The following is a 12,117-nucleotide window of genomic DNA, read 5'->3' on the forward strand; positions in this document are numbered from 1 at the left end:
AATTCCTGGTGGTGTTCTTCGTGATCTTCGCAGTGATCGCCGTGTGCGTGTCCATCGCGGGCGGTCAGAACGGTGGTCGGCGGGGCGGGCGGTCCCGTCGGCGCGGCGGCTCGTCGGGCGACGGCGGCGGTTCGGCCTGGTTCTTCGGCGGTTCCGACGGCGGCTCGCACCACTCGGGCCACGATTCCGGGTCCAACTGCAGCTCGAGCAGCTGCGGGGGTTCCAGCAGCTGCGGTTCCAGCTCGTCGAGCAGTTCGAGTAGCTGTGGTTCCTCCTGAGGTGCGCGACCGGCTGCGGCGCCGGCAGGCGGCGGTCCTCGAGGACCTGCTCGCCGGCCGGGTACCGCCCGGCGTCGACGCCGCCGGCGCGGCGCTGACCGGCCGGGTCCTCGCCGTGAAGCGGGCGAACTCGGCGGCCCGCGCCTGTCCGCCGCTGCGCGCGCTCCCGGGCTGGCCGGGTGGCTTCGTCGAGTACGCCGCGAGCCACGCGAAGGCGGACTGCTCCGCCCACGACGCCCGCGACTACATCGAATGGCTCCGCCGCCACGGAACGACGGCGGAGCGCGCGTGGGTCGCCGTGGAGGCCGTCCGCAGCGGGGCGCGGCGCTGGTCGCTGGTGCGCGGCCGGCCCGTCGTGCGCGTCGGCACCCGGGTCTTCGGGGCCTGACGCGCTACCGAGCGGCTCGGAGGAAGTTCCCGAGCAGCGGGTCGAACAGCTCGGGTGTCTCCAGCGACGGGCTGTGCCCCGTTCCGGGGAGCACGTGCAGGTCGACGGTGCCGAGCGCCGCGGCCAGGCCGGCGCCCAGCGTGCCGCCGTCGAAGACGTCCTCGGCTCCCACCACGACCCGTGCGTCGCCGCCGAACGCGCCGGCCGCCGCGCTGAGATCGCGCCGCGCCGCGCGCCCGCGGAGCGCGGCCGCCGCCCCCGCGGGCGGCGCGGCGGCGATCATCGCGCGAGCCTGGGCGCACACTGCGGGCCGGGTCGCGACGGTCGTCGGCCCGAGAACGGCGGGCAGGAACTCCTCGCCGTAGCGCGCCGTGCCCTCGGTTTCGAGACGATCCGCCAGGGACAGCCGCGCGGTACGGACCTCGGGAGTATCGAGACCGGCGAAGGTGTCGCTGAGCAGGAGCCGTTCGAGCCGCGGTCCGGCCAGGTCCGCGAGCTCGAGCGCCACCTGGCCGCCCATCGAATAACCGACGCCCGCGAAGCGCTCGGCGCCGAGCAGGTCCAGGACGTCGATCGCCGCCTCCGCATGGTGATGCAGCGCGATCTCGCCGCCGCTCGCCACGGGCGCGGTGTCGCCGAAGCCGAGAAGGTCGATCGCCACACCCCGGAAGCCGCTGTCCGCCAGGGCGTTCAGCTGCGGCGCCCACATCGCGCGGGAGAAGAGGAAGCCGTGCAGCAGGAGCACCGTCGGACCGTCGCCCGCGACGGTCGCGCCGACGGGGCCGTGACGGGTGTCGAGGACCTGCTCAGCCATCGAGCGCGACGTCCGACGGATGGCCGGCGAGGGGAGTGACCACGACCGTCATCCACTTGAACAGCGGCAGGCCCCAGAGGATCTCGTGCAGCCGTTCGTTGTCGGCGACGTCGAAGATCGAGATGTTGGAGTACTGGCCGACGACGCGCCAGATGTGCACCCACTCGCCGCCGCGCTGCAGCTCCTGACTGTAGGCCTTCTCGGTGGCGATGGCCTCGGCGCGCACCGCGGGGTCCACGTCGTCGGGGATGGCCACGTCCATGCGCACCGCGTAGAGCGCCATCAGCGGGTCTCCGGGTCGAGCACGAAGTCGTAGACCACGGTCTCGCCGTTGCCGTCCGCGGCGGGCCGCGGATCCAGGACGAGCTCGGGCTTGACGGCAGAGGCGATGTCGTCGTCGTTGTGCGCGTCGCCCGGGAAGTAGAGCTGTGCGGTGAGCAGGTCCTTGCCGGGCGCGGAGACCTTGAGGTGAAGGTGCGCGGGGCGCCACGCGTGCCATCCGGCCGCCGAGATCAGCTTGCCGCACGAGCCGTCGGTGGGGATCTGGTACGGCGCGGGACGCACGGTGGTGATCTCGAAGCGGCCGTCGTCGTCGGCGAGGAAGGTGCCCCGCAGGTTCCATTCGGGCAGGCCGGGGGCGTACTGCGAGTAGAAGCCGTTCGCGTCGGCGTGCCAGATCTCGACCTTCGCGCCCGGTAGGGCATTGCCGTCCAGGTCGCGGACCTGCCCGGAGAAGACCAGCGGCGTCCCGGATTCGTCCTCGCGCATGGGCAGCGGGCCGCGGGCGCCGATCACCGGCGCGTCGGGCACGTAGTAGGGGCCCTCGATCGTTCCCTTGTTGCCCTGGTGGTGCGCGTTCGCGACCTCCTCGACGACGTGCTCGATCCACACGTCCAGGAACAGCGGCCACTCGCCGTCCTGGCCGACGTTGATCAGCCAGGACTTCACGGCGTCGTACTCGGCGTAGGTGACGCCGTGGCGGCGGATCACGTCGTGCACGGCGGTGATCACCTCGGTGGCGAGCTGCGAGACGCGCTCGGGCGGGGTGTCGGCGACGGCGCCCTGCTTCTTCAGGAAGGCGGCGGTTGCGCCGGCTCCGGAGTCGGCGGCCTTCGCATCGAACTCGGTGGTGGTCATGATCTCTCCTCGGGTGGGCTGATGTCGGAACTGGTCTGGGGGACGGGGATTCTCACCCGTCGAGGCGGTAGTGCGCGAGCTTGTCGGGGTCGACGGTGACGCCGATGCCCGGCCCGGACGGAACGGCCAGCTCGCCGTCGACGATGCGCAGCGGCTCGGTCAGCAGGTCGTCGGCCATGTCCAGGAAGTTGGACAGCTCGCCGGCGCGGGCGCTGGTGGCGGCGTGTGCGGCGCCGAAGGCCACGGTGCAGGCGGTGCCGAGCTGGCCGTCGATCTGATTGCCCATCACCACCTCCACACCGAGGCCTCTGGCGAGGTCCAGGATCTCCTGCGAGCCGGTGAATCCCGTGCGGGCGGTCTTGATGGAGACGGCGGTGGCACCCCCGCCGAGCAGTTCGCGGGTGACCTCCGCGGGGGTGGTCACGGACTCGTCGCCGACGAACGGGATGCGGCAGTTCGCCACCAGGCGACGGCGACCGAGCACGTCGTCGGCGGGGCAGAGCTCCTCGGCGAGGGTGAGGCCGGCGTCCGCGAGCATGTCGAGAGCGCGCAGCGACTCGGACGCGGTCCAGCCGCGGTTGCCGTCGATGTACAGCTCGGCCTTGTCGCCGAGCGTGTTCCGGAGCGCCCGGACCACGTCGACGTCGAGGTCGATGGGGCGGCGACCGACTTTCACCTTGAAGGTGGTGATGCCGTACCGGTCCCGTATGGCCGAGGCCTCCTGCGCCATCGCTGCCGGGGCGTCGAAGCCGAGCATGTGACACACGCGCATCCGGTCCGTGAAGCCGCCGAGCGCGCGGTTGACGGAGGTGCCCCAGGCCTGTGTGAGCACGTCCCACACGGCCATGTCCACGGCCGCCTTCGCCGCGGGATTGCCGACGGTGCGGTGCATCCGGGCATGCAGGACGGCCCGCCGGTCGGCATCGAGTCCGACGAGCTGCGGCGCGAAGATCCCGTCGATCACGGCGACGATCCCCGCCTGGGTCTCGCCGTAGGTGAAGGGCCGTGGCGGCGCGTCGGCGTGACCGACGAGCCCGCCCGCGGTGTGCACGCGGACCAGCACGTGATCCGCGTGGGTCACCTCGCCGGAGGCGAACTTCAGGGGCTTGACGTAGGGGATCCGGTACGGGATCGCGTCGATGGCGGTGATGCGCAGCTCGGTCATGCCGCGGTCCCCCGTTCGGCGGTGAGGTCGGCCCCGCCCAGCGCATCGAGGACGCGGGCGAGGAGGGGCGAGTCGTCGTCGGCGCGCCAGGCGAGGGCGAGCTCGACGCTCTCGGTGTCCGGCAGGTCCACGAAGTGCACGCCGGGGAGCTGAATGGAACTGGCCGTGTGGGGCACCAGGGCGATCCCCAGTCCCGCCGCCACGAGCGCGAGCAGGGTGGAGGTCTGCGGCACCTGGTGCGCGCGACGCGGGGTGAACCCGGCGGCCGCGCAGGTCCGGACCACGGCACCGTCGACGACGGAGCCGGTGTCGGCCGGGTAGGTCACGAAGTCCTCGTCCTGGAGGTCGGCGACGGTGACCGCGGGGTCACCGTCGAACCGGTGGCCCTGCGGCAGGGCGAGGATCAGCGGCTCCGCGAAGAGCGTGCGGTGTGCGATGCCCTCGACGGCGACGGGGGTGCGCAGCAGCGCGATGTCGAGCCGGCCGTCGGTGAGGGCCGCGGCCTGGAGCGGCGTCAGCATCTCGGTGTCGATGGTGAGCTCGACGTCGGGGAGGGCCGCCTTCACGCGGCGCACCACGCGGGGGAGCACGCCGTACGAGGCCGATCCGGTCACGCCGACGCGCAGGACACCGCTCGCGCCCTGCCCGATCAGCCGGGCACGGTCGACGGCGCCGTCGAGCTCGGCGAGGATGCGGTGGACCTCGGCGGCGAAGACCCGCCCGGCCTCGGTGAGCTCGACCTGGCGGGTGGTGCGCGCGAAGAGCGGGGTCCCGAGGGAGGCCTCGAGCTGTCGCACGGTGCGCGACAGGGCGGGGCCGGCGATGTGCAGCCCGTCCGCGGCGCGACCGAAGTGCTCGGTCTGCGCGACGGCCAGGAACTGGCGCAGGTGCCGCAGCTCCATGACGTCCTCCTCACTGATCGATGTGATGTGCATCTCACGGTAGGAGCACCGATTCGGAAAGACCAGGACCTATTCGTTCGAAATTGATGCCTGAAACGTAATAAAGACACCCTGGTGGGTTGCTAGCGATATGCCCGGCGCGCGGGAGCGGCTCCGCGCGCGACGGTGATGGGGATCACAGCCATCCAGCCGACCGGAGGTCTCCCGATGACCGTCACCGAACCCTCGCCCACCCCGCCCGCGGACGTGCTCGACCACGCGATCGACGAGCGTCCCGCGGACGGCGTATACCGCGTCAACCGCAACATCTTCACCGACGAGGAGACCTTCGAACTGGAGATGCGGTACATCTTCGAGGGCAACTGGGTCTACCTCGCGCACGAGAGCCAGGTCCCGGAGCCGGGCGACTACTACACCACGTACATCGGCCGGCAGCCCGTGGTGATCACCCGCGGCACCGACGGCGGGCTGAACCTGCTCATCAACGCCTGCGCGCACCGCGGCGCCATGCTGTGCCGGAAGAAGACCGACAACCGCAAGACCCTGACCTGCCCGTTCCACGGCTGGACCTTCCGCAACGACGGCCGCCTGCTCAAGGTCAAGGACCCGGACGGTGCCGGGTACCCGGCCCAGTTCGACACCGAGGGCAGCCACGACCTGACCCGGGTCGCGCAGTTCGGGAACTACCGCGGTTTCCTGTTCGGCTCGCTGAACCCGGACGTGCTGCCGCTCGAGGAGCACCTCGGCGACACCACGACCATCATCGACATGCTGGTGGACCAGTCGCCCGACGGACTCGAGGTGCTCCGCGGCGCCTCCACCTACACCTACGACGGCAACTGGAAGGTGCAGGCGGAGAACGGCGCCGACGGCTACCACGTGACCGCCACGCATTGGAACTACGCGGCCACCACCAGTCGCCGCACCACGGGCGACTCCGGCAACACCACCAAGACCCTGGACGCCGGGCAGTGGGGCAAGTCGGGCGGCGGGTACTGGTCGTACCCGAACGGGCACCTGTGCCTGTGGACCTGGGCCGGCAATCCGCAGGACCGCCCCCTGTGGGACCGCATGGACGAGCTCAAGGAGCAGTTCGGTGAGGCCAAGGGCGACTTCATGGTCCGCGGGTCCCGCAACCTGTGCCTGTACCCGAACGTCTACCTCATGGACCAGTTCTCCACGCAGATCCGGCACTTCCGCCCGATCAGCGTGGACAAGACCGAGGTGACCATCTACTGCATCGCCCCGAAGGGCGAGTCGAAGGCGAACCGGGCCTGGCGGATCCGCCAGTACGAGGACTTCTTCAACGCCTCGGGAATGGCGACACCGGACGATCTCGAGGAGTTCCGAAGCTGCCAGAAGACCTTCCTCGCGACCGCCGCGCAGTGGAACGACATGAGCCGCGGCGCGGAGCACTGGCTCACCGGCCCGGACGAGGTCGCGACCGTGCTCGGCATGACCGGCGTCGTCTCCTCCGGCGTCAAGAACGAGGACGAGGGGCTCTATCCCGTGCAGCACAAGTACTGGCAGGAGACCCTCCAGGCCGGCCTGGCCGCCGACGCCGCGAAGGGGGGCGTCCGATGAGCACCCCGACCACCGCCGCGTCCGGATCACGCGCAGTCGACCAGCACGTCATCGAGCAGTTCCTGTACCGCGAGGCGCGGTTCCTGGACGACCGCGAGTTCGAGAAGTGGCTCGACTGCTACGCCGACGACTGCGAGTTCTGGATGCCCGCCTGGGCGGACGACGACAGGCTCACCGAAGACCCGCAGACCGAGATCTCGCTGGTGTACTACCCGGACAAGGGCGGCCTGACGGACCGCGTCTTCCGGATCCGTACCGAGCGCTCCTCCGCCACCTCACTGCCCGAGCCGCGGACGAGCCACAACATCAGCAACGTCGAGGTGATCGAGCGCCGCGGCGACCTGGTGGACGTCCGGTTCAACTGGCACACCATGTACTTCCGGTACGACACCGTCGACCCGTACTACGGCACCACGCTGGCGACGCTGGACTTCTCGGGGGAGCGGCCGCTCTTCCGCCGTAAGACCGTGGTGCTCAAGAACGACTACATCCACCACGTCGTCGACATCTACCACGTCTGATTCGGGCGGAAGGGATCTCATCATGGTGCATCAGGTGGCGCTGGCCTTCGAGGACGGGGTGACCCGGTTCATCTCCGTCGACCCGGGGCAGACCGTGGCGGACGCGTCGTACCGGCAGCGGATCAACATCCCGCTCGACTGTCGCGACGGGGCCTGCGGAACGTGCAAGGCCCGCTGCGAATCCGGGACCTACGACGGCGGGACGTACGTCGAGGACGCGCTCACCGCGGAGGAGGCCGAGCAGGGCTACTGCCTGCCCTGCTCGATGTCGCCGACCTCGGACCTCGTGCTGCAGATCAACAGCACCTCGGCGGTGGCCAAGACGCAGGTGGGCGAGTTCGCCGCGACCGTGACGGGCCTCGAGCGGCTCACCCCGAGCACCGTCGGGCTGCGGCTGCGCGCCGACGAGCGCGACCGCCTCGCCTTCCTCCCCGGGCAGTACGTCAACATCGTGGTCCCGGGGTCCGGGGCCGACGGTGCGCCCGACGCCGAGCGGTCCTACTCCTTCGCCTCGCACCCCGACGACGAGGAGCTGGAGTTCCTGGTCAAGCTGATCCCCGGCGGCGGTGCGATGTCGGACTGGCTCACCGGGCGGGCGGCGGTCGGCGACCGCGTGCGCTTCCGCGGCCCGCTCGGATCGTTCTTCCTCCGCGAGGCCGACCGGCCCGCCCTGCTGGTGGCCGGCGGCACCGGGCTCGCGCCCATGCTGTCCATGCTGCGATCCATGCGCACCCGCGACCCGGGCCGCACCGTCCAACTGCTCTACGGCGTCTCGCAGGACCGGGACGTCACGCAGCTCGACGTGCTCGCGGGGCTCCGGGAGGAACTGCCGCGGTTCGCTTTCGAGCACTGCGTCTCCGCCGCCGACAGCACGGCCGCGCACCGCGGGCACGTCACCGACATCCTGCGTACCGCGCATCTGCACGGCGGCGACGTCGCCGTGTACCTGTGCGGCCCGCCGCCCATGATCGACGGATTCCGGGCGGAGCTGGACCGCCTCGGGATCACGCCGACGGGCTTCTACTACGAGAAGTTCCTGCCGGCCGCCACCTCTCCGGCGCCCGCGACCACGGCCCCCGCCGCGCCGCCTGCCGTGGTGACGGCCTCAGCGCCCGCCGCCGCGCCACCTGCCGAGGCCTCGGCGCCGAACCCGGTCCGGAACGAGGTCACCGCCTCGGCACCGATACCCGCCGGGACGCTCTCCTCCGACGGCCTGCTCGTCGAGGCCGGCGGCGCCCTCCTGGAGAACCCGGACGCCCGCGGGCTCGCCGGGCAGCCGCTCCTGACAGCGCGCGACCTGCAGCCGGTCACGGCGCCGCCCGAACCGCTCGGCGCGGACGGGTACGAGATCGGCGAGGAGCATCCCGACATCCGCAAGTCGGACGCCGTCTTCGAGGCGCGCAAGGCGCTGGAACTCGGCGCGCTGGAACTCGTCCTGGGACGCATCGGGTCGCCACAGCTGGCCGGATACCGGCTGCTCGCCGAGGCGACGGTGCCGTACCTGGATGGAGACCGGCTCACCGACGCCGCCGGCTACACCGAGGCCAACGCCGCCTTCCACGACTACCTGTTCACTCTGACCGGCAACGAGCACCTCCTCGCCGCCTACCAGCGGCTCGGCGTGCGCAACCACATGGACACGACGCTGCGGAGCGCCACCTGGATCCACCCGCGGTGCGCCCAGGACCACCTCGACATCGTCGAGGCCGTCGCCGCGGGGGACCGCGAGGGCGCCCGCACGCTGGTCGCCGACCACGCGGAGCGGTCCATGGAGACCACCCGACGCGCCATGCACGAGCAGGAACTCGCGCGCACCCCGGCGTTCGTGCACCCCGGCAGGTTCGCGGGGAGGGTCGTCGTGGTCACCGGCGCCGCCCAGGGGATCGGCGAGCGCGTCGCCCGGCGGGTGCACGCCGAGGGCGGTTCGGTGCTGCTCGTGGATCGCTCCGACCTGGTGCGGGGGCTCGCCGACGAGCTCACCCGCGACGGGATGGAGGCCGTCGCCGCCGTCGCCGACCTGGAATCGCTCACGGGCGCTCAGGACGTCGCGGCGCAGGCGCTCGAACGCTTCGGCCGGATCGACGTACTCGTCAACAACGTCGGCGGCGCGATGTGGTTCAAGCCCTTCACGGAGTTCACCGAGGCGCAGATCGGCGCGGAGGTGACCCGGTCGCTGCTGACCACGCTGTACTCGTGCCGCGCGGTGCTGCCCGCGATGCAGCGCCGCGGCCGCGGCGTGATCGTCAACGTCTCGTCGGTCGCCACCCGCGGTGTGCACCGCGTTCCGTACTCGGCGGCCAAGGGTGGGGTGAACGCCCTCACCGCGTCGCTCGCCATGGAGTACGCGGACAGCGGGATCCGGGTCGTCGCCTCGGCCCCGGGCGGGACCGAGGCTCCGCCGCGGCGTATCCCGCGCGGCGGCGACGCCCCGGAGACCGACCTGGAACGGGCCTGGTTCCAGGCGCACATCGACCAGACGCTGGAGTCGAGTCTCATGCACCGCTACGGAACGCTCGACGAGCAGGCCGCCGTGATCTGCTTCCTGGCGAGCGACGAGGCGGGATACCTCACCGGTTCCGTGCTGCCGGTCGGCGGCGGGGATCTCGGCTGAACGCCCGCCCCGGGGAACCGCCCCCGGCCTATCGTGGGGCGATGGACCCCTGGTCGGCGCGGCGGATCCGCGGAGCGCGGTTGGCCGTCGTCGGCGACCGCTCCGGCCGCGGCGCGCGGGCGTTGGCGATGCTGGCGCATCCCGGGGCCGCCGTCGTCCAGGCGCTCGGCACATCCGATGCGCACGACGCAGCGCACGACGCAGCGCACGACGCCGCGCGCGTGCGGCGCGCCGTCGCCGCCGGCGGAGCGGTCGTGGTCGCGGACGCGCAACGCCTCGCCGAGGCGGATCTGCGGGAGCTCGCCGCGGCCGCGCAGCGGGGCACGCCGATCGCCCTGGCCAGGGCGCTGGCGGAGCCGCCGGCCTCCGCGCTGTGGGCCGACGGGGCCCGTGCCCTGGGCGCGGACGTGCACGTCGCGCTCGACGCCTTCACCCCCGACGAGATCGCCGCACTCGCCCGCACCCTGGGTCTCGACCTCGCGGCCGCCGCGGCGGTGCGGCTGCACCGGTGCACCGCGGGCGCGATCGAGGCGACCCTCGCAGCGCTCGACGACGCCGCGCGCTCCGGCGGCGGGCCGGGGGACGCGGTCCCCGCGGGCGAGCGGCAGCGCGTGACGGCGGCGCTGGCGGAGGTCGGGGCGCACGCCGCGAACGTGGCGCTCGCGGTGGCGATCCTCGGCGAGGCCGTCCCCTCCGACCTCGCCGCGGTCGCGGGCACGGAGATCACCGCGAGCGTGCTCGACGCTCTCACGGGCCGGGGACTCGTCGTCGCGCGGCGCGACCGCGACGGCCCGCGGGTGCTGGCGCCGTCGCCGATCGTCGCCCGGGCGGTGCAGGAGGCATCGGCGTGGGCCGACCGGGCACGGATGCACGAGGCGGCGGTGGGGGTGACCGATCCGCACCGCGCCCTGCGCCATCGGGCGGCCGCGGTGCTGGGGAGCGACCCCGACTTGGCGGCACTCCTCGCGGAGGACGGTGCCGCGCTCGCCGCCCGGGGCGAATGGTCCTCGGCCGCGGCGGCGTTCGCGGCGGCGACGGGGGTGGCGGGAGACGGCGCCACCGCGCGGGAACTGCGGATCGCCGCCGTCGACGCCTACGTCAGTGCGGGCGACCTCGGCGCGGCCCGCGAGCTGGTTCCGGCCATCGAGGCCTTGCCGTCCAGCCCCGAGCGGGACTCGGTTCTCGGCTACGTCGCGATCCAGTCCGGTCGCCCGGCGGAGGCCCTCGACCGGCTCGAGCGGGCGTGGAAGGCGGTGAACCCGCGCCTGGATCCGCTTCGGGGCGCGCGGATCGCGCACCGACGGGGCCTGGACGCGCTCGTGCGCTGGGACGGCCCGGCGCTCATCGCGTGGGCCGACCGGGCGATCGAACTGGGGGGAGAGGCACCGCCCGCCATCGAATCCCGCGCCTTCCGGGGACTGGGCGCCGCGGCCTCCGGAGACCTGGTCGGCGCGGCCCGCGCGGTGGACGAGGGGCTCGCGGAGACCGGCCTACCGGTCGCGGTGTCCCAGCGACTGATGCTCGGCGTGGGCTGGATCCAGTACGGGCTCGGTGATCTCGACCGCGCCCGCACGGCGCTCACCGCCGCCCGCGAGGCCGTCGGGGGCGCGCACCGGGTGTCGTTGTGGGCCCTCGGGTGGCTCGCGCGGGTGCAGTTCGAGATCGGCGACTGGGACGGCGCGCTGGCGAGCGCGCGGGAGGCGGTGGATCTCGGTGACAGCACCGGCATCGTGCTGTGCTCGCCGCTGGCGCACTGGACCGCGGCCGAGGTGAGCGCGCTCCGCGGCGATCAGGAGGCCGCGGAGCGGCACGCCGCGGCCGCACGCGTGGCACCGACGGGCTACCTCACGCAGCGGATCCCGGCCGCGCTGGCACAGGCCGCGGCCACCCGCGGGGGACCCCGAGCGGTGCTCGCCGCGGTGCAGCCACTGCTCGTCGACCCCGCGGCGCAGCGCGTCGGACCGGACTTCTGGCCGTGGCATCCCGTGGCCGCCCGGGCGCTGGTGGAGTCGGGCCGAGCGGACGAGGCGACGGCGCTGCTCGACGCGGCGCCCCGGCCGCAGAGCACACCGGCCCGGCTCCGCATGAGCGTCGCGCGGGCGCTGGCGGAACCGGATGCGGACATCGCCGCCGCGGCCCTGCAGGGGTGCCTGGCGGATGCGGAGGCGTTCCCCGTCGCCGCCGGGGACGTTCATCTGGATCTGGGGATGCTCCTGCGGCGCACCGGCCACCGGCGCGACGCCGCCCATCACCTCGCGGCGGCGGCCGCCGTCTTCGAGTCGCTCGGCGCCCAGGCGCGCCTGCAGACCACGGACCGCGAACGCGGCAGGTCCGGCGGGCCGGCCGACGCCGACGTCGCGGCCCTGACGCCGCACGAACTGAACGTCGCGCGCCTCGTGGTCGCCGGCTTCACCAACCGCCGCGTCGCGGAGCAGCTGTACCTCTCGCCGAAGACGGTGCAGTTCCACCTGACCCGCATCTTCGCCAAGCTCGGGGTCACGACCCGCGGCGAGCTCACCGCCCGGTACGGCGGCGAGCTCGAGAACCGACCAGACGGACCGGCTCAGCGGTAGACGGTCTGCAGCGTCGTGGCGGCGGCGAGGCACTCGGGACCGAACTCCCGGCCGAACCCGCCGGCCCTGCCCCACCGAACCGGGGCGAGCGACGTCGGCGCAGGTCCACGACCTGTTACGGGCGGATTGGGAACCAGGATGCAC

Annotated in this window: 10 protein-coding genes; 5 read left to right on the forward strand and 5 right to left on the reverse strand. The window is 72.9% G+C overall.

Annotation, left to right across the window (positions count from 1 at the left end; genetic code table 11):
- Positions 1–264 precede the first annotated feature (264 nt).
- Complete coding sequence (locus FK530_RS10155; RefSeq protein WP_146486889.1) at positions 265–666, forward strand: SCO6045 C-terminal-like domain-containing protein; 402 nt, start codon at positions 265–267, stop codon at positions 664–666.
- Positions 667–670: 4 nt separating this feature from the next.
- Here the strand turns inward: FK530_RS10155 and FK530_RS10160 are convergent, their stop codons facing one another.
- The 5 genes from FK530_RS10160 to FK530_RS10180 are packed head-to-tail and all read right to left on the reverse strand — an operon-like array spanning position 671 to position 4,684.
- Entirely contained in the window at positions 671–1,480 is an 810-nt protein-coding gene (locus tag FK530_RS10160; protein ID WP_146486890.1) for an alpha/beta fold hydrolase, read from the reverse strand.
- Positions 1,473–1,763: a muconolactone Delta-isomerase gene (catC, locus tag FK530_RS10165; protein ID WP_205124193.1), complete on the reverse strand. Its 291-nt coding sequence runs from the start codon at positions 1,761–1,763 to the stop codon at positions 1,473–1,475. The genes FK530_RS10160 and catC overlap by 8 nt, the downstream gene beginning before the upstream one ends.
- On the reverse strand, positions 1,763–2,617 hold the full coding sequence (gene catA / locus FK530_RS10170) for a catechol 1,2-dioxygenase (protein ID WP_146486891.1): 855 nt from the start codon (positions 2,615–2,617) through the stop codon (positions 1,763–1,765). The genes catC and catA overlap by 1 nt, the downstream gene beginning before the upstream one ends.
- 52 nt (positions 2,618–2,669) lie before the next feature.
- Positions 2,670–3,773 carry a mandelate racemase/muconate lactonizing enzyme family protein gene (locus FK530_RS10175; RefSeq protein ID WP_146487010.1) on the reverse strand — a complete coding sequence of 368 codons (1,104 nt, stop codon included), beginning with the start codon at positions 3,771–3,773 and terminating at the stop codon, positions 2,670–2,672.
- Positions 3,774–3,778: 5 nt separating this feature from the next.
- Positions 3,779–4,684 carry a LysR substrate-binding domain-containing protein gene (locus FK530_RS10180; RefSeq protein WP_146486892.1) on the reverse strand — a complete coding sequence of 302 codons (906 nt, stop codon included), beginning with the start codon at positions 4,682–4,684 and terminating at the stop codon, positions 3,779–3,781.
- Between the two features lie 207 nt (positions 4,685–4,891).
- On the opposite strand from FK530_RS10180, the gene benA reads away from it, so the two are divergent.
- From benA to FK530_RS10200, 4 genes are read left to right on the forward strand one after another with little or no spacing between them, the layout of a single operon-like run.
- A complete protein-coding gene (benA, locus tag FK530_RS10185) occupies positions 4,892–6,268 on the forward strand; it encodes a benzoate 1,2-dioxygenase large subunit (protein WP_146486893.1) in 1,377 nt (458 codons plus the stop codon).
- Complete coding sequence (benB, locus tag FK530_RS10190) at positions 6,265–6,789, forward strand: benzoate 1,2-dioxygenase small subunit (RefSeq protein WP_146486894.1); 525 nt, start codon at positions 6,265–6,267, stop codon at positions 6,787–6,789. Before benA ends, benB begins: the two co-directional genes overlap by 4 nt.
- A 22-nt stretch (positions 6,790–6,811) precedes the next feature.
- Positions 6,812–9,400 carry a benzoate 1,2-dioxygenase electron transfer component BenC gene (gene benC / locus FK530_RS10195; protein ID WP_146486895.1) on the forward strand — a complete coding sequence of 863 codons (2,589 nt, stop codon included), beginning with the start codon at positions 6,812–6,814 and terminating at the stop codon, positions 9,398–9,400.
- 41 nt (positions 9,401–9,441) lie between these two features.
- Entirely contained in the window at positions 9,442–11,973 is a 2,532-nt protein-coding gene (locus FK530_RS10200; RefSeq protein WP_146486896.1) for a helix-turn-helix domain-containing protein, read from the forward strand.
- The last annotated feature ends 144 nt before the right edge of the window (positions 11,974–12,117 follow it).

The sequence above is a fragment of the Tsukamurella conjunctivitidis genome (assembly GCF_007858475.1).
Lineage (GTDB): Bacteria > Actinomycetota > Actinomycetes > Mycobacteriales > Mycobacteriaceae > Tsukamurella > Tsukamurella conjunctivitidis.

What these genes read in the sequence shown, in the direction of transcription:
- FK530_RS10200 (WP_146486896.1), top strand. Translation starts at nt 9,442, where the DNA reads ATGGACCCCTGGTCGGCGCGGCGGATCCGCGGAGCGCGGTTGGCCGTC.
- catA (WP_146486891.1), bottom strand. Translation starts at nt 2,617, where the DNA reads ATGACCACCACCGAGTTCGATGCGAAGGCCGCCGACTCCGGAGCCGGC.
- benA (WP_146486893.1), top strand. Translation starts at nt 4,892, where the DNA reads ATGACCGTCACCGAACCCTCGCCCACCCCGCCCGCGGACGTGCTCGAC.
- benB (WP_146486894.1), top strand. Translation starts at nt 6,265, where the DNA reads ATGAGCACCCCGACCACCGCCGCGTCCGGATCACGCGCAGTCGACCAG.
- benC (WP_146486895.1), top strand. Translation starts at nt 6,812, where the DNA reads ATGGTGCATCAGGTGGCGCTGGCCTTCGAGGACGGGGTGACCCGGTTC.
- FK530_RS10180 (WP_146486892.1), bottom strand. Translation starts at nt 4,684, where the DNA reads ATGGAGCTGCGGCACCTGCGCCAGTTCCTGGCCGTCGCGCAGACCGAG.
- FK530_RS10160 (WP_146486890.1), bottom strand. Translation starts at nt 1,480, where the DNA reads ATGGCTGAGCAGGTCCTCGACACCCGTCACGGCCCCGTCGGCGCGACC.
- catC (WP_205124193.1), bottom strand. Translation starts at nt 1,763, where the DNA reads ATGGCGCTCTACGCGGTGCGCATGGACGTGGCCATCCCCGACGACGTG.